16 protein-coding genes are annotated in these 17,028 nt (G+C 44.6%); 12 read left to right on the forward strand and 4 right to left on the reverse strand.

The genetic code is table 11. The annotated features are described in order from the left end of the window. Positions 1–205: 205 nt before the first annotated feature. The gene (locus ABIN22_RS07110) at positions 206–1,738 is read left to right on the forward strand and encodes a Na+/H+ antiporter NhaC family protein (protein ID WP_346907598.1); all 1,533 of its coding nucleotides are present in this window, start codon (positions 206–208) and stop codon (positions 1,736–1,738) included. Beyond that, positions 1,731–2,333 (forward strand): C39 family peptidase, encoded by a 603-nt coding sequence (locus ABIN22_RS07115; RefSeq protein ID WP_109731951.1) that lies wholly within the window; start codon positions 1,731–1,733, stop codon positions 2,331–2,333. Before ABIN22_RS07110 ends, ABIN22_RS07115 begins: the two co-directional genes overlap by 8 nt. Before the next feature lie 74 nt (positions 2,334–2,407). Here ABIN22_RS07115 and ABIN22_RS07120 read toward each other — a convergent pair whose 3' ends face one another. The 4 genes from ABIN22_RS07120 to ABIN22_RS07135 all read right to left on the reverse strand — a co-directional run bounded on the left by ABIN22_RS07120 (position 2,408) and on the right by ABIN22_RS07135 (position 6,799). Next, on the reverse strand, positions 2,408–3,199 hold the full coding sequence (locus ABIN22_RS07120) for a class I SAM-dependent methyltransferase (RefSeq protein ID WP_346908165.1): 792 nt from the start codon (positions 3,197–3,199) through the stop codon (positions 2,408–2,410). Positions 3,200–3,230: 31 nt separating this feature from the next. Continuing rightward, a complete protein-coding gene (locus ABIN22_RS07125; protein WP_346908167.1) occupies positions 3,231–3,818 on the reverse strand; it encodes a TetR/AcrR family transcriptional regulator in 588 nt (195 codons plus the stop codon). Between the two features lie 208 nt (positions 3,819–4,026). After that, positions 4,027–5,037 (reverse strand): aspartate--ammonia ligase, encoded by a 1,011-nt coding sequence (gene asnA / locus ABIN22_RS07130; RefSeq protein WP_346907600.1) that lies wholly within the window; start codon positions 5,035–5,037, stop codon positions 4,027–4,029. Between the two features lie 181 nt (positions 5,038–5,218). Next, positions 5,219–6,799, reverse strand: a complete 1,581-nt coding sequence (locus ABIN22_RS07135) for a glycoside hydrolase family 43 protein (RefSeq protein ID WP_346907602.1) — start codon at positions 6,797–6,799, stop codon at positions 5,219–5,221. 176 nt (positions 6,800–6,975) lie between these two features. Here ABIN22_RS07135 and ABIN22_RS07140 point away from each other — a divergent pair, with 176 nt between their 5' ends. From ABIN22_RS07140 to ABIN22_RS07185, 10 genes are all read left to right on the forward strand, one after another. Beyond that, a complete protein-coding gene (locus tag ABIN22_RS07140; RefSeq protein WP_118620709.1) occupies positions 6,976–7,911 on the forward strand; it encodes an AraC family transcriptional regulator in 936 nt (311 codons plus the stop codon). A 77-nt stretch (positions 7,912–7,988) separates the two neighbouring features. Beyond that, the gene (locus ABIN22_RS07145) at positions 7,989–8,138 is read left to right on the forward strand and encodes a hypothetical protein (protein ID WP_346907604.1); all 150 of its coding nucleotides are present in this window, start codon (positions 7,989–7,991) and stop codon (positions 8,136–8,138) included. Beyond that, positions 8,135–9,058, forward strand: coding sequence for a carbohydrate ABC transporter permease (locus ABIN22_RS07150; RefSeq protein ID WP_118620708.1), 924 nt, complete (start codon positions 8,135–8,137; stop codon positions 9,056–9,058). Before ABIN22_RS07145 ends, ABIN22_RS07150 begins: the two co-directional genes overlap by 4 nt. Positions 9,059–9,069: 11 nt before the next feature. Then, positions 9,070–9,906 carry a carbohydrate ABC transporter permease gene (locus ABIN22_RS07155; protein ID WP_118620707.1) on the forward strand — a complete coding sequence of 279 codons (837 nt, stop codon included), beginning with the start codon at positions 9,070–9,072 and terminating at the stop codon, positions 9,904–9,906. Positions 9,907–9,968: 62 nt separating this feature from the next. Then, entirely contained in the window at positions 9,969–11,312 is a 1,344-nt protein-coding gene (locus tag ABIN22_RS07160; RefSeq protein WP_118620706.1) for an extracellular solute-binding protein, read from the forward strand. Between the two features lie 107 nt (positions 11,313–11,419). Next, positions 11,420–12,820: a family 4 glycosyl hydrolase gene (locus ABIN22_RS07165; RefSeq protein ID WP_346907607.1), complete on the forward strand. Its 1,401-nt coding sequence runs from the start codon at positions 11,420–11,422 to the stop codon at positions 12,818–12,820. A gap of 38 nt (positions 12,821–12,858) precedes the next feature. Further along, positions 12,859–13,797, forward strand: a complete 939-nt coding sequence (locus ABIN22_RS07170) for a carbohydrate kinase family protein (protein ID WP_346907609.1) — start codon at positions 12,859–12,861, stop codon at positions 13,795–13,797. 23 nt (positions 13,798–13,820) lie between these two features. After that, the gene (locus ABIN22_RS07175; RefSeq protein ID WP_182440699.1) at positions 13,821–14,822 is read left to right on the forward strand and encodes a polysaccharide deacetylase family protein; all 1,002 of its coding nucleotides are present in this window, start codon (positions 13,821–13,823) and stop codon (positions 14,820–14,822) included. Between the two features lie 433 nt (positions 14,823–15,255). Next, positions 15,256–16,146 carry a fumarylacetoacetate hydrolase family protein gene (locus tag ABIN22_RS07180; protein WP_346907611.1) on the forward strand — a complete coding sequence of 297 codons (891 nt, stop codon included), beginning with the start codon at positions 15,256–15,258 and terminating at the stop codon, positions 16,144–16,146. A 69-nt stretch (positions 16,147–16,215) separates the two neighbouring features. After that, complete coding sequence (locus ABIN22_RS07185; RefSeq protein WP_118620701.1) at positions 16,216–16,983, forward strand: IclR family transcriptional regulator; 768 nt, start codon at positions 16,216–16,218, stop codon at positions 16,981–16,983. The last annotated feature ends 45 nt before the right edge of the window (positions 16,984–17,028 follow it).

Consider the following 17,028-nt stretch of genomic DNA (forward strand, 5'->3'; position numbering starts at 1 on the left):
AGGAAAAGATTTCCGTTAAGACAAAATCATTAATTTAAGAATATTCTGAAAACGGAGCGCAAAGGGGTCTGACCCCTTTGCGCTTTTTTGCGGTTTTTTCTGAAAAAAAGATTGTATCTTTTGCGTTAATTCGCTAAAATGTATGTAGTATCGATCCTTCGCGGCAGTTGCCAAGTGGGAATAAATATGAGAGAGAGGTTACTTTATGGATGGTTCAATGTTTATCGGAACATGGTGGTCGCTGGTACCGCCGCTGCTGGCCATTATTCTGGCTTTTGTTACTAAAGAAGTATACAGTTCCCTGTTTATTGGTGTTGCAGTGGGGGCGCTGCTGTATACGGGATTCCAGCCGTGGGATTCTTTTGTGGCATTCTTTGAGATCATGAAGAACAGCATGAATCTGAATATTTTGATTTTTGATGTGCTGCTCGGAATGATTATTGTACTGATGTCCAAATCGGGAGGGTCTGCCGCATATGGAAACTGGGCGGGCAGCAAGATTAAGACGAAGAAGAGTGCGCTTCTTGCAACGACGGGACTTGGTGTGCTGATTTTTGTGGATGATTATTTTAACTGCCTGACTGTTGGGTCTGTTATGAGGCCGGTTACTGACAGGTATAAGGTGTCCAGGGCGAAGCTTGCATATATTATTGATGCGACGGCGGCCCCGGTCTGTATCATCGCACCTATTTCCAGCTGGGCTGCAGCAGTAAATTCCTATGTGCCTGAAGATGCAGGCATTACAGGATTCCAGTTGTTTTTGAGGACAATTCCTTATAATCTGTATGCACTGCTTACTCTGGCGATGGTATTGTATATCATCATTACCGGTTTTGATTTCGGACTGATGAAGAAGCATGAAGATAATGCGGCAAGGGGAGATTTATTTACGACCGGTGCGGAAGAATTCGAGCAGATAAAAGAAGAGACATCTTCTTCCAAAGGCCGGGTGATCGACCTTGTCCTGCCAGTAGCTGTTTTGATTGTTTCAGCAATTGGTGCCATGATTTATACAGGGTTTCTTGGAGGCGCAACAGATATAGTGACAGCTTTTTCTGGCTGTGATGCCGAGACAAGCCTGATCTTTGCGACGATGATCACAATCCTGTTTATGCTTGTTTTATACCTTCCGAGAAAGGTCATTACATTCAAAGGCTTTATGAACAGTTTTGTAGAAGGGTTTAAACTGATGATACCTGCGGTAGCGATTCTGATCTTTGCATGGTCCCTGAAGGGAATGGGCGATGCACTTCAGATTGCCGACTTTGTAAGAGGAATTGTGGGTGCAAATGCATCTGCAAGTATTTTAATTCCGGCAATCATGTTTGCAGTTGCTATCTTCCTGGCTTTTTCAACAGGAACATCCTGGGGAACTTTTGCAATCCTCGTGCCGATTGTAGTAGCAATGTTCTCAGGCGGAGAGAATCTGGAAATGATGGTTATTGCAGTTTCAGCGGTACTGGCCGGAGCAGTCTGCGGCGATCATGTATCCCCGATATCTGATACGACGGTCATGTCATCGGCCGGAGCACAGAGCAATCATATCAACCATGTATCCACACAGATGCAGTATGCAGTCATAGTTGCTATCGTGTGTGTAGTCGGCTATATCATCGCCGGATTCGTGAAAGTATGGTGGATTACACTTGGCCTGAGCATGGCAATTCTCCTGATCGTGCTTACCTTTATGAGAAAATATACGGGGAATAAAACAGAAACGGTGAAAGCAGATGATTAAGATTGACGTACCTTACATAGACCAGAGTGTAAAATATCCGACCGGATGCGAGAGTGTATCGGCAGTCATGCTCCTTCAATATTTGGGCGTATCAGTTACAGTCGATGAGTTCATAGAAAAATATCTGGAACTGAGTGGATTTGAGGAAAAAAACGGAGAACTTTACGGTCCGAACCCATATGAATGCTTCTGCGGAAGTCCGTACGACGAAGAATCCTTCGGCTGTTATGCACCTGTTATATGCAGGGCGCTTCAGAAAGCGGCCGGGGATGACTATGAGATTATTGATGAGACAGGCACGCCGGTAAGGCAGCTTCTGGAAAACTATGTAGATCAGGGAATGCCTGTCATTTTCTGGGCATGCATCAACATGCGTGAACCAATCACAGGACCATGCTGGAAGCTACATGACTGTGATGAGACTTTCACGTGGATATCTAACGAGCACTGCATGCTTCTGGTCGGTTATGATGAGGAAGGATATTATTTCAACGATCCATATGAAAATAACGGAGTAATCCGCTATCCGAAAGACGTAGTGGAAGACCGGCATTCGGCACAGCATTCACAGGCCGTTGGGGTTAGAAGAAAGTAAATATCTGTGTATCTTTATTACTTGGACCCGCTAATCCGGGTCCACTTTTTTGATCCGAAGAAATTCGGACTTGTTTATTTTCTGAATATATCAACTGCATGGCTTGTAATGCCGGTTAAATCTTCGCGTTCGCAAGTAGCAAAATGGTATTTCAAAAATAGTTCAAAGTTGTAATTATCCATCATATCTAAAACTTCACGCATAAAAAGGGCACACCCGTCAGCCGCTACATAATGCAGGCGGGTAATGTCAAACGTGGACATTAGATAATCGATGTCCTCTTTCCGGACAAGTTCAAACAAATCCTTCGGTTTGGATCTTGCGGCAAACGTCACAGGGTCAAGCAGGCCATTTTCAATATATTCTGTAACACTGATATTTCCGCGTTTGAATCCTTCGTCTAGGAGACAGCCATCGGAAATAACATAAGCCGCAAAAACCACACCTCCCGGTTTAGTTACACGGATTGCTTCACGAAGTGCCTGTTGTTTATCTTCTGTATTATAAAGGTGATACAGAGGACCTAAGAGCAGGGTAATATCATATTTGTCATCCTGAAAAGCAGATAAATCCATTGCATTTCCCTGGGTGATAGTGATGTGTTCGTCTGGTCGTGTATTTTGACGGAAAATCTCAATATTATGTTCTACCAATTCAACGGCCTCAACGGCATATCCCTGTTGTGCCAGTGCGTGGGAATACCGGCCTGTTCCGGCGCCAATTTCAAGTATATGGCTGTCTGGTTCCAGATACATCTGTATGTAACGCATAGTAGTGAGAAACTCAACTGATCCATGTTTTGATAAAAGTCGTCCGTCCTCATCATAATGAGTATAAAAATCGATTAAATGCTGGTTTGCTTCCATATTGCACCTTTCCATAATTCGTTTTTGAATATCAAAATGATAAATCCCAATCAGGTTTTTCTTGTTTTATAAAAGCCGACAATGTATTTCCTACCATTTTCTCAGTATTGATTCTGTCCAGTGATATTTTTTTCGTTGCTGTTAAGACGGCTATGCCATGTGTATAAAGAAATAAATCCAGAAAAATGACTTTAGCCCGTTCAGGTTCTATCCCGGTCATTTTCGAGAAAATCCCGGCTTTATTTTCATTGCCAGCCTCCTTATAAAAATCTTTTGGGTCAGTCATGTCCAAATCCATATCGTTTATAAACAGAAGCTTAAATAAATGTGTTTCTTCCCGGGCAAAGGCAATGTATGAGAGGGGCAGGGTTAAATAAGGGCTGACAACTTCAGAATTTCTATAATGTGTGACGTACTGTTCGTAGTATTCATATGCAAAGACAAGAAATTCTTTTTTTAATTCATCCATGTTTTCATAACAAGTAAAAATCGGGCGGGTTGAACATTGTAATCTGCCGGCGATACTTCGGGCATTAACAGTTTCAAATCCAGATTCTCTTGTAAGGTCCAGAACCGTATTCATAATCATTTCTGCCGTTATTTTGGGTTTAGGCGGCATGCAGTCCACCTCCTTTTCAAAATCATAGTAAAACATATGTTGTATAACAATTGTTGCATATAAAAAGAACATTGTCAATAGTAATATTAAACGTAAATACAAAAAAGCAGGGCAGAATAGCTTTACGCCATACTGCCCTGCAAATTTTAAAATTTTATACCGGCCACGGGTCTGTCAGCATCCTTATTTTGTGTACCAGATGATAGTTCTAAAGAAGATGAATTCCATTTTCAAGTGCACAGTTTACAATATCCTCGGGCCATATGGAAGACTGGACCTCCCCTATATGTGCCTTTCTTAAATAGTACATACAGATTCTTGACTGTCCGATTCCGCCGCCCACTGTATAAGGCAGTTCCCCATTCAGCAGGGCCTTCTGGAACATCAGTTCCGCGCGGTCCTCGCATCCGGCAGCCTTCAGCTGTCTTCTGAGAGCATCCTCGTCAACCCTGATTCCCATAGATGTCAGTTCCAGTCCGATATCCAGAACCGGATAATACACGATGATATCCCCGTTTAATTCCCAGTCATCATAGTCAGGTGCACGTCCGTCATGCTTCTCTCCCGATGCCAGCGTCTTTCCGATCTGAGAAATAAAGACGGCTCCCTTTGCCTTGGCAACCCGGTGCTCCCGTTCCTTAGGAGTCAGATTCGGGAACATATCCTCCAGTTCCTGAGAGGTAATGAAGAAAATCTCATCAGGAAGCCACGGCTCGATATAATTATACCGTCTTGATATGTATTCCTCTGTCTCTTTCAGGGCACTGTAAACCTTGCGGACCGTATACTCCAGAGTCTCCATGTTCCGTTCTTCCTTAGAAATGATCTTCTCCCAGTCCCACTGGTCAACATAAAGAGAATGGATATTATCCGTATCCTCATCCCTGCGGATCGCACTCATGTCTGTATAGAGCCCTTCCCCTGAATGGAAATCATAATTCTTTAGTGCATAACGTTTCCACTTTGCCAGAGAATGTACAATCTCAGCCGGAGCATCATCCTGCTCACGTATTCCGAAAGACACCGGTCTTTCCGTCCCGTTCAGATTATCATTCATACCAGATTCCGGGCGTACAAAAAAGGGCGCCGAAACACGGGTTAAATGCAGTGACTTTGCAAGTGACCGCTCAAAATGGTCCTTGATCTCTTTAATCGCGACCTCCGTCTCACGGATTGTAAGAGGAGAGGAGTATCCCTGGGGGATCGTTAAATGTTCCATAATAAAAACTCCTTTATCTTTTCTAATCTAAATACAAGTATAGTGTGCTGTAAACTCAGATATTCCTATTCTACATTCTCAAAGTAAAGAAGTCAATGTTAAGGTTGAACAAGGTTTAGACTGGTGGGGGGGGAGACGCAAAATAAAGGGATAGCCGCCAGCCTCCCATCCGTCCACAAGACTAAAATTCTTTCGCAGATCTGTATTGAAAGAATGTGAAGTGTGCAGGAACTGGCTCCGGATTTGGCGAGGTGGCATATAAAGCAAGGAATGTCCCGGTGAAGTTCTGGTACTGCATTGCTTCTGTTGAGAGAAGCTGTGTCCTCCCGCTTCCCAAACGATATTCTTTACCATCAGACAGGACTGAGAAATGATATCCGGTTCTGGAGGCGAACATTTGTATTGTAAAAGTATCAGCATGCATTATCATTTTCTCACCGGTCCATTCGATGTCACCGACCTTCTTTCTTAAGAAACAGACTGTTTTCCCGTTTTCTGATGTGACAGCCACATCGTAATGATGTTCCGGTGTCTGGTAAACGGTAAATCCTGCTTCGTCTGATTCGCTTGGAGTAAATGTCATTCTAATTTCAACACTACAGTTAAAATGACGCTGCCGGATGCCTAGCCAGACGGGTGATTTCTCTTCGTTTAAGGTATTGGCAGTTCCAACGAGAATCACACCTTTTCCATTTGCGGCGGGAAAATGATAATTCTGCATGCGTGGATTGCGCAGGAAATTCCACTGCATGTCTAAGGTATCCGAAGAAAAATCATCTGTAAAATCTGGAATATCTTCCTGTACCACATTTGAAAAAACACCTTGCAGAGAGGTACTCTCACCAATACAGCCATTCTGATTCACAACCGGCCACTCCTCTTCATCCCATGTGACCGGTACCAGCATAGTTTCACGGCCAAGGTGGTGCAGTTTACCAAGAGAAGTCCGGAAGCCGTGTACGATCAGCCACCATGTACCGTCGTGAGCCTGAAACAGATCACCATGCCCCGTACCCTGAATACATCCACTTTGTATGATCTGGTAATTCTGTGACAGGACAGGGTTATGTGGACAGGGTTCATACGGTCCCCGTATATTGCGGGAGCGTGCAATTGAAACCTGATGTCCATATTCAGTCCCCCCTTCTGCAATCATCAGATAGTACCAGCCGTTGACCAGATAAGTATGAGGACCTTCGGGAAAGGTCCTGCCCGTTCCATGCCAGATGATCCTGAGTGGCTCTCTCAGTTTCCCAGTATCCAGATCTATGCAGGCCTGTCCGATTCCCTGTCCCTCTTTGTCCCATGCCACACAGCTAAAATACACAGAACCGTCTGCATCAAAAAATAGCGAGGGATCTACACCACCGATAGAATTTCCGAGGTGGTCTGTGATCCATACAGGCTCGCTGTACGGACCTTCTGGACGGGACGCAGTTACATAAAAGTGGTTCCCGTACTTTGAGCACCTGTTGGAAGTGATCATATAAAACTTGTGGTTAAACAAACGGAGTGTAGGGGCATAGATACCATCTGAGGTCACGGCATCCTCCAAAGATAGCTGGGAATCGCTGGCCAGACAATAGGAAATCTGTTTCCAGTTGATCAGGTCACAGCTGTGAAAAAGTGGGACGCCGGGATAATACTCAAAGCTGCTGAAAGCGGCATAGTAATGGCTGCCGTCCCGGCAGATGCTTGGATCGGAATAAAATCCTGGAATGACGGGGTTGGTGAAGGTATTTGGTATTGATGTATTTTTCATAATTGTCTCCTTTTATCTAGTGGGAATTACAGAGGGATTTTATTCAATATTATAACAACAAAGAAATGTTATAGCTAAAGATATTTTATTGAATACTTATGATTTTTTGACGATTGTTTTCAGTAAAATAAAAAATAGAAAAGCAGTAATTGAATCAGGAGCTAAAGTATGCTAGGATGAAATCATTACATTCAGAAGCAGATAATGAGGGAGATGATAGCATGACCGGAGAATTGCCGGAGGCTCTGAAGACATTCCGTCAGGAGTTTGATATCCGCGTATTTATAGACCGCAATAAAGGAGAATGGCATATGCCTATGGAATGGCATATCCAGCTTGAATTGTTCATCTGTATCAAAGGCCGGGGGAAATATTATATAGGAGATAAAGTGTATGCTTTTGAGAAAGGTGATATTTTTGTAATCAATGACAGTGAACTGCATAAGAGCGCAATATACGAGAATGAGTATTTTGACGCTTTCATCGTTATGTTTTCTGCGGAAAAAATGTTTAAGAACCAGATACCTTCGAGTGATTTGGATTTGCTGGATATATTTTACAGAAGGCCGGGCACCTTCAGCCATTTGTACAGGCCGGGGCCTGAAAAGCAGAAAGAATATCAGGGGATGTGCGATCTTATGCTGAAGGAGTATGAAGAAAGGCGGGAGGGGTACAAGGATGCCCTGCGTGCCCTGCTTACCTGGATGCTGCTGGAATTACACCGTGAATATTTCAGAAATGAACAGCAGAACGTGTGCTACACGGTGGGAGAAAAACTGAAGCATAAGAAGATTATATCTGAGGTACTGAATTATATTGAGCAGCATTACAGAGAAGATATGAATCTGGGTGAACTTGCAGAAATGCTCTATGTGAACCAGTCCTATCTGAGCAGAGAGTTTAAAAAAGATACGGGATATTCGATGATTAAATTTATTACGAATAAGAGAATACGAGAGGCAAGAAGTTTACTGTGTGATACAGATATGCTGATTACTGACATTGCAACTTCCGTCGGGTACAATAATATCACTCATTTTAATGCAATGTTCAAAAAGGAGATCGGAATAAGTCCAAAAGAGTTTAGAAAGCAAATGAATACAGCTAAGTAATAAAAAGAAGGCTATCGCATACGAAAAAGTTATTTGAGGTATGGATAGTTTTCTTTTTTTACATAACAACGTCAAAAATGATGAAAAATCCGGCAAAAGACTTAAAGGATATTTCAGGGAATCTTATTATACTGGGATTATCAGTTAAGCGGGAAGAGAGTCTCTATTCCAGAAGGGAGGAAAGCAGCATGATTATCAAAAAGAAAAGAAGGAGGCAGGAGTCTTGAAAACTGGGAAGATTAGAAATATGGGAAGATTTACGGTGACAAGAAAAAGACGCAGACTTCTTTTTGTATTAAGTATTCTGGTTCCGATCTGTATCTGGTTTTTTGTTTTTATGATACTGCCCATATTTTCAGTTGTATTTTACAGCTTTACGAATGCCAATATGGCTTTTAGTGACTGGAAATTTGTAGGCTTTGAACAGTACATAAAAATGTTCACTGAAGATACTTTGTTTCCGATCGCTGTGTGGAACACTGTAAAATCAGTCTTAATTATTGTTCCATTGACGGTAGTATTGTCCGTTACGCTGGCGTTAGGGATTAATTCCATTAAGAGTAAGCTGAATAAGTTTTTCACATTTGTCTATTTCCTGCCGTCTATTATTTCGATGGTGGCCATCTGTATGGTATGGAAATGGCTTTATCACCAGCAATACGGCATTATCAATGCAGTGTTGGGATTCTTCGGTTTCCTGCCGCAGCAGTTTCTTAACTCGGGCGGACAAGCCCTTTTCTGTCTGTGTGTCATTCAGGTATGGGCGCTGATCGGCTATTATGCAGTTATTCTGGTGGCAGCGATACGGGGGATAGATCTCTCCCTCTATGAAGCCGCAGAAGTAGACGGTGCAAACGGGTGGAGGAAAACATTCCATATTACGCTCCCTTTGATCCGGCAGAATGTTTTCTTTGTCTGCATTATGGCAACAACACAGGCATTCATGATTTTTACACCGGTAAAAGTACTGACGGACGGCATGCCCGGTACAAGCACTTATGTGCTGATGCTGCACATTATGAACAGAGGCATCAATAATAATGATATCGCTTATGCATCTGCGATGTCTCTGGTGCTGATGGGCATCATTCTTGTATTCAGTCTGTTCCAGCGTCTGATAACGAGAGAAAAGAAAGAATTGGCTTAAGGGGGAGAGAAATGACGAAAAAGGTGAAAAAACTAAAACTTGGAAAAATAATCGTGCTGCTCCTGCTGAGTCTGGGGGCGGTCACTATGATTTTCCCGTTTATCTGGATGCTTCTGTCCTCCCTGAAAGGGCAGATGGAACTTCTCAGAATGCCGCCTACATTCTGGCCGGAGCGCTTCAGATGGGAAAATTACAAAAAGGTCCTGGAAGCTATCCCGTTTTTTAAATATTTTGCAAACAGCCTTATTACCGCGCTGGTCAATACATTCGCCGGAATCATGACGAGTGCCCTCGCCGGGTATGTATTTGCAAAGTACAAATTTAAGGCAAAAGAATTCATATTCTGGGTGATGATTGCATGTATGATGATACCATATGACACGCTGATTATCCCTCTTTACAAAATAATGGTCAGGTTGCACTGGACAAATACATATCTGGTTCTGACAATTCCGTTTTTTGTAAATATTTTTGGTCTGTTTATGATGCGTCAGTTTATGGAATCCATACCGGATGACTATATAGAGGCGGCGGAAATCGATGGCTGCGGCCAGTATAAGACATTTTTCAAGGTGGTTCTTCCTATGGTAAAGCCGGCTGCGGCTGCTTTGTTCATCTTTATTTTCATGGGGAGCTACAACTCCTTTCTGTGGCCCTTGATCAACGTAAACAGCAGGGAGTTGTTTACGCTTCCAATAGGTATGGCATCACTGACTACGGACAAGAAGAGTGAATTCGAGCTTCTCATGGCAGCATCCACAATGGCGGTAGTGCCTGTATTTGGTGTATTCTGCGTGGCCCAGAAACATTTTGTGGCAGGACTGACAATGGGAGGTGTAAAAGGCTAAGGGGATTAAAAGCAAAGAAGTAATGTACAGAGGCAATTCAAAATGAAAGAGAGGAAAAGATCATGAAAAAGAGAGAAAGAGTAATTGCGATACTTATGGCAGCTGCACTGGCGGGTGGAAGTTTATCGGGATGCGGAGGAAAAGGTGACGATACGAAGGCGGATTCTTCAAAAGACAGGGATAAAATTGAAATATCCTTCTGGACGCAGGACTCCACAACATACATGGGATGGTTTAAAGAGGCAGTAGACAAGTTTAATGCACAGAGTGATACCGTAAAGGTAAATGCAGAGTATTTTCCTAATTTTTCGGATAAACTGACACAGGCTTTTGCGGCTGACCAACAGCCAGATGCGGCTTTTACATGGCAGAGTATTACACCTTGGGCAAAAGCCGGGAAACTGGCCCCGGTTTCAGGGGAATGCCTGACAAAGGAGGAGATGGAGAACCAGTTTTATGAAGGTGCATTGAAAAACAAAATATATGAGGATGAATATTATTGTGTCCCTGCTGAAATCAATGTAGAAAGCCCCAGCTTATTTGTTAATATGGACCTTTTAGAGAAGACGGGGAAGGAACTGCCGGCTTCCTGGGTGGAAAACAATGGCCCGGCTTCCTGGGAAGAGCTGGCTGAGTTCGCAAAAGAAGTCACGGTAAAAGAGGGGGATACGGTAACACAGTCGGGGCTCGCATATGCTTATTCATCATGGGAAGCGATGTTTGCCTCTCTGATCTGGCAGTATGGCGGTGATTATAGGGATGAGGAGAACAGTACGGTCCATTTCGATACAGAAGAAGGGAAGAAAGCGGCAGAATTCATGCTCAAATACTGCAAAGGTGAAGAAGCCGTATCCGACAGCGGTACATCCCGGTATGACCTATTTACACAGGGATCTGCAGTTATGTGTATAGGGGCCCCGTGGTATGCAAGCAGCTTCGATACAGATGCAGAAGGACTGAATTACCAGGTATTTAACATGCCGTCTTTCGTGGAAGGATCTGATCCCTACTGCGTTGCAACAGGCGGCTGGGGATATATAGTATCAGGCAAAACCGATGAAAAAGTGCAGAAAGCAGCATGGGAGTTTGTAAAATATATGACAACGACAGAGATGACCGAAAGCTGGGCTTTGGGTACGGGGGCATTGTCGGCAGATCAGAATGCATTCAAAGATCTGGAATACGATCCGGAGAAGGGATCTGTTGAAAAGTGTATAGCAATTACTCAGGATATCCTTCCTTACGGACAGGAAGATGGTGCCTACACGCTGGATGCATCTCAGTTATTATATACCATCTGCAGGCAGCAGCTGCGCCAGATGGTAGAAGACGGAGACATTGATGCAGCCCTTAAGACGATGGAAAAAGAAGGGAACGCAATGATTGAAACCAATTTGAACAGATAGAAGGGTACAGATAGAATCAGGGGTGAGAGAAGAGCAGGCGTTCCCCTTAGGCGGGGCCTGTTATGAAAAGAGTCTTCTCCTCCCCGCAGCTTGGGAGGTTATTGACTATGAAAATGGCATTAATTGGCGGGGGCGGGGTCAGGACAGTATTTTTTTGCCAGTCTCTAGCCAAATACGCGGAAAAAGCAGGAATTGAGGAACTGCGCCTGATGGATACGGATGAGGAAAAGCTCCAGATTTTCGGAAATATAGCCAGATATGCTGTCAGGAAAACCAGTTCTTTAAATATAATCCTGACAGATTCCATCGAGGAGGCAGTGGCGGATGCGGACTATGTTGTGACGGCAATCCGGGTTGGCGGTGATGAGGGCCGTGTCAGGGATGAAAGGACTGCCTTGGATCTTGGTGTCATAGGGCAGGAGACAACCGGGGCAGGCGGATTTTCCTATGCAGTCAGGACAATTCCGGTTATGAAAGAGTATATGCGGATTATAAAAGAAAAAAGTAACTATGCGACAGTGTTTAATTTTACGAATCCGGCAGGATTGGTTACACAGGCCCTTTACGACGCGGGATATGATAATGTGATAGGGATCTGTGATAATGCGGCCGGGGTAAAAATTGAACTGGCAAAGTCACTCCATGTGAATGCCGGTGATTTGTTCATCCGCCTGTACGGACTCAATCACCTGACCTGGGCGGACCAGATTAAATTATACGGGACAGATATTTTTGAAGACCTGATGAAAAATGAAGATTTCATACAGCATTACCATGATTTTTTGTATTATGACAGGGACTTAATACGCCATCTGAATGCACTGCCTAATGGTTATCTTTATTACTATTATCATCGGGAACGTGCGCTTCATAATATCCTCAATGCACCGATGACGCGAGGCGAGACGATCCTCAGACTGAATAGAGAGATGCTGGAGCGTCTGCGTATGGTAAATGTGGTAAAAAATCCGGAAAAGGCTTACCAGGTTTATGAGGAGGCAATGAATGCCCGGAATCAAGCATATATGTCGGTGGAGCTGGGCGGGAAGTCTGTGAAAAAAGTGCCTCTGAATCTTGAAAAACTGGGGATTAAAGGGATTCATCCGGGTTTGGAAGAGGTTGAAGTGCTCGAGGGTTATGCGGGGGTTGCCCTGAACTACATCGAAGCCCAGAAAAATAATCATCCGATAGACCTTGCAGTCAATGTCCCTAATAAAGGCGCGATTGATTTTATGAAGGATGATGATATCGTGGAGATTACCTGCCAGGTAGACGCAGGCGGCGTAAGGCCGGTAAAAATCATGGATGTGCCCGAAGCAAACCGAATCATGATGCAGCAAGTAAAGCTATATGAGAGACGGACTGTACAGGCGGTACAGGAAAAATCACTCGAACTGGCTTATATGGCACTTATGGAACATCCTTTGGTAGGTTCTTATTCACTGGCAAAGCAGCTGGTGAAAGCGTATCAGAAGGTACATAAAGAGTATTTGGGAGACTGGAAGTAAAAACTTGAGAGAGTTACTGTTCATGATTTAGGACAGATATGGGTGAAATAATGAGAGAAAAATATGATTTAGTAGTATTCGGCGATATTTGCTGTGACTTGATATTTTCCGGTATAGAAAGTCTTCCTAGTCCGGGGGAAGAAGTATGGGCAGACCAGATGAAAGTTACAGTCGGGGGAGCTTTTAATGTGGCGGCAGCAGCGTCCAGACTGAATCTGAAAACAGGGATTCCCTGCATATACGGGACAGATATTATGAGCAGCTTCATTCATGAGGCCGCACTGGAAGAAGGTGTCGATACCAGGCTTTTCCTGCATATCCCGCAGCCTTATCTGCAGGCTTCTGTTGTCCTGAATTTTGGAAATGACAGATCGTTTGTGTCTTATGCTGCCAAAGAAAAGGAGCATGAACTGGAACAGCATATTGAGAATATTGCCGATGAGGTCCCGATGGAAGTTGCGGTATTTAGTATGACAGATAAGGAGAATTATCTGGATCTTATGAAAAAACTCCGTCGACATGGAACAAAAGTAATTCTGGACTGCAGTTGGGACGAAAGGCTTCTGACCTCGGAGATTTTATTAAAGCAGATAGAAAACTGTGATTATTTCCTGCCAAACCTAATGGAAGCAAGGCGGATTACCGGTGAGCCCGAGCCCGAGGCTGTGATTAAAAAACTGTCCGGGCATACGGCAAACACAGTAGTGAAGCTCGGCTGCGACGGTGTGATTGCAGCCGGCGGAGGCAGGATGTTAAGGTATCCTTCCGTTGATCTGGGAAAGGTAGTGGACACAACGGGTGCAGGAGATAATTTCGCCGCAGGGTTTGCATACGGTCTGGTTCAGAAGAAATCCCTGGAGGAATGTATCCTTTACGGGCAGCTCTGTGGTTCTAAATCCACGGTGGCATTGGGAGGGTTTACAGCATCTCTCTATGAAAGTGAACTGATGGATCTGGTCCATAAAAAAGCCATTTGACATGCAAGGAGGAGGGAATTCGTGTGAAAGCTTTAAATACTGTTGACAAAGTTTACACATGGCTGAAACATGGCTGTTACCAGAGAAGCCTCCATTTTCACAATACGCCCTTAAACCGGAGGGGGCTATATGATAAGCATCTCGAATTTGTGAAGGAGCATTATGAGGTTTGGACCCCGAAAGACGCCCTTGCGTACCTGAAGACAGGTTTACGCGGGAAAAAACCATCTGTCATAATCGGTGCGTTTGACGGGTATCGGAATAATTATGAGGTACTTTTCAGGCTGTTGGAGGAAAAAGGGATGCATGGCTGGTTTCTTTTGGTGACAGATTTTATCAATACCCCAGCGGCAGAACAGGAACAAGTGCTCACCCCATACCGCATGCAGTGGGTGCCGGATGAATATACGGATAAAAGATATGCCATGAACTGGGAAGAGGCGGCCCAAATCAGTGTGAATCATACCATCGTAAACCATACATCGAGACACTATCTTTTACAAGGGGAGATAAGTGAAGAAGAACTGCAGTATGAAATACGGCATTCAGATCAGATGATAAAAGAAAAGACCGGGATAAAACCAGAAATATTCAGCTGGCTGGGCGGTGGGTGGATGGAGAAAAACCCCCGTGCGGCCCAAATCCTTCGGGAAAATGGCTACCATTTCCTGTTGGGATACCGGCTGGAATATTTTGATGAAACAGATACTTCCAGTGATAAATGGGAGAAGGCAGTTCCTGAACACATAGGATTACAGGAACTGGATCGTGAAGTCCGTCATTATGAGCAGGCAGTTTCAAACATTGGCTGGTATAGCGCAGTGCCTGCGATCCTCCCCTTTTACCAAACGGGACATCTGGTTACGGATGGGGAAAGAGAAGAAGATATGGCAATCGCATCGCATTTTGCGGCAGTTGCGGAGTATCTTAACAGGGAACGGTCAATGGAGGAAGAGATGGCTGTAAACAAGGCGCTGGAAGTAATTTCATTCGGAGAGTTTAGCGAACAAGGGTTTGACTTGTGAGCGGGCGGGGGGACGCGAAATAAAGGGACAGCCGCCAGCCTCCTGAGTGTACATATGCCGTTTCGATATGCGGACACGGGCCTAAGAAATTCTAGGAAGCCGCCAGCCGGCAAAGCGGGGCAGGGTCTGACACATCACGGGAAATCTGGTGATTTCCCGCGCTGGGTCAGACGATTTTGTGATTCGGTGATCACAAAATCACCCCGCTTTGCCGGCTGCCACCTTCCAAGAACTTCTAAGGCCCGCTTTAGCACTTCGAAACGGCATATGTACACTCAGGAGGCTTGCAGCCGTCCCTTCATTTCGCTGGTCCATCCGCAAGTCTGAATTTGCACTTGAAAAATGTAAAAAAGAGGATTATAATATTTTCAGAACATAGTTCTATAATACCGAACAACAAAAGAGCGATAATGACAGAGGAGGTATCACCTATATGAGACTTATTACATACAGGGCCGCGGGAGCGCCTGAGGACAGGCTGGGGCTTCTTGATTCCAAGGGGGAGTGGGTTGCTCCGCAGGAGGTCCTGAACCTGCCGTATTCTGACATGAATGAACTGATTGTATCTATGACAGAAGAGGAGAGGCAGCAGTTAAGCCGGCGGGCGGAGGACGAAAGTTTATTTATTGTGCCGGCAGATGAGATTGTCCTGCGTGCGCCCATTCCATATCCAAAGCAGGATGTCATCTGTCTCGGCGTGAATTATCTGGAGCATGCCAGAGAGGCAGCCAGATTTGAGAAGGACTCTTTTGACATTCAGTCCTCTTATCCGGTTTATTTTTCAAAAAGGGTGAACGAGGCAGCCGGACACCGGCAGGGCATTCCTGCATATGAGGATATTGTTGACAGTCTGGATTACGAGGCAGAGCTGGCAGTCATCATTGGGAAAGATGCCAGAAATGTAAGAGAGGAAGATGCACTGGACTATATTTTCGGCTATACAATTCTGAATGACATGAGTGCAAGAAACCTGCAGACCAGACACACACAGTGGTACTTCGGAAAAAGCCTGGATGGTTTTACCCCTATGGGCCCAGCTATTGTGACAAAGGATGAGATTATGTATCCGCCGAAATTAAAGATCCAGACTCTGGTTAACGGGGAACTGAGGCAGTCTAGCAGCACGGACCTGCTCATCTTTGATATCGGTTATGTGATTCATGAACTGAGTCAGGGTATGACTCTGAAAGCTGGGACGATTATTTCCACGGGAACACCAAAGGGAGTCGGGATGGGATTCACACCGCCCAGATTTTTACATAAAGGGGACGTCATTGAGTGTAAGATTGAAAAACTGGGAACGCTTGTGAATCAGATAGATTAGTGCTCCATCCAGTAAGTATCATTACTCACTGGATGGAACACTAGAGCGATCAATAGAAAGGAGTCACGGATGAAACAGGGAGTGACAATACAGTCTGTGGAACGGGCTTTGAAGATTCTGGAATACCTTTCAGGAGGCGTTTCGGAAATTGGCATTACAGATATAGCATCCTACATGGGACTCGGGAAAAGTACCATTTACGGTCTTGTGAATACGCTTGTCCAGGAGGGGTATCTGGAACAGAACCCGGACAATAAGCGGTACCGGCTGGGGCTTAAGTTATTTGAACTTGGCTGCATTGTGCAGGAACGTATGGATATCCGGGAGATTGCAAGACCATATTTAAAGGAGTTGTCAGAGCATTTTAAAATGACGGTGCACATGGGACTTTATAAAGACGAGGAAGTCGTTTATATCGACAAAATGGACGCCCCTGATACAAGGGTCGTGTATTCACAGGTGGGAAAACGGGCGCCGATGTACTGCACGGGCATCGGCAAGGCAGTGCTGGCAGAACTAAAGCCGGAGGATATAGGAAGGATTCTGGACAGCCAGAAGCTCGAAGCTCTTACGCCGAACACCATGACAGACAAGGAAGAGATACGAAAGGAGCTGGAATGTATCAGAAAGAAGGGATATTCCACGGATAATGAAGAGGTAGAGCTCGGATTGAAATGTGTGGCAGCCGCGATCCATGATTATCAGGGGAAACCTGTGGCAGCTATCAGTATTTCGAGTTCAGCGGTAAAGATGACGGAAGAGAAAGCAGCAGAGGCAGCTGAAGAAATCAAGAAGGCAACACGTGCGATATCCGGAAAGCTGGGATACCGCGGATAGAATGTATGGAAAATATCAGAGTCTGTATCCAGTCAGGCTCTTTTA

Source organism: Faecalicatena orotica, assembly GCF_905197545.1.
In the GTDB taxonomy this organism is placed as follows: domain Bacteria; phylum Bacillota; class Clostridia; order Lachnospirales; family Lachnospiraceae; genus Faecalicatena_A; species Faecalicatena_A orotica.

Coding starts and splice junctions, on each gene's coding strand:
- ABIN22_RS07110 (WP_346907598.1), top strand. CDS start 206: ATGGATGGTTCAATGTTTATCGGAACATGGTGGTCGCTGGTACCGCCG.
- ABIN22_RS07115 (WP_109731951.1), top strand. CDS start 1,731: ATGATTAAGATTGACGTACCTTACATAGACCAGAGTGTAAAATATCCG.
- ABIN22_RS07120 (WP_346908165.1), bottom strand. CDS start 3,199: ATGGAAGCAAACCAGCATTTAATCGATTTTTATACTCATTATGATGAG.
- ABIN22_RS07125 (WP_346908167.1), bottom strand. CDS start 3,818: ATGCCGCCTAAACCCAAAATAACGGCAGAAATGATTATGAATACGGTT.
- asnA (WP_346907600.1), bottom strand. CDS start 5,037: ATGGAACATTTAACGATCCCCCAGGGATACTCCTCTCCTCTTACAATC.
- ABIN22_RS07135 (WP_346907602.1), bottom strand. CDS start 6,799: ATGAAAAATACATCAATACCAAATACCTTCACCAACCCCGTCATTCCA.
- ABIN22_RS07140 (WP_118620709.1), top strand. CDS start 6,976: ATGAAATCATTACATTCAGAAGCAGATAATGAGGGAGATGATAGCATG.
- ABIN22_RS07145 (WP_346907604.1), top strand. CDS start 7,989: ATGATGAAAAATCCGGCAAAAGACTTAAAGGATATTTCAGGGAATCTT.
- ABIN22_RS07155 (WP_118620707.1), top strand. CDS start 9,070: ATGACGAAAAAGGTGAAAAAACTAAAACTTGGAAAAATAATCGTGCTG.
- ABIN22_RS07160 (WP_118620706.1), top strand. CDS start 9,969: ATGAAAAAGAGAGAAAGAGTAATTGCGATACTTATGGCAGCTGCACTG.
- ABIN22_RS07165 (WP_346907607.1), top strand. CDS start 11,420: ATGAAAATGGCATTAATTGGCGGGGGCGGGGTCAGGACAGTATTTTTT.
- ABIN22_RS07170 (WP_346907609.1), top strand. CDS start 12,859: ATGGGTGAAATAATGAGAGAAAAATATGATTTAGTAGTATTCGGCGAT.
- ABIN22_RS07180 (WP_346907611.1), top strand. CDS start 15,256: ATGAGACTTATTACATACAGGGCCGCGGGAGCGCCTGAGGACAGGCTG.
- ABIN22_RS07185 (WP_118620701.1), top strand. CDS start 16,216: ATGAAACAGGGAGTGACAATACAGTCTGTGGAACGGGCTTTGAAGATT.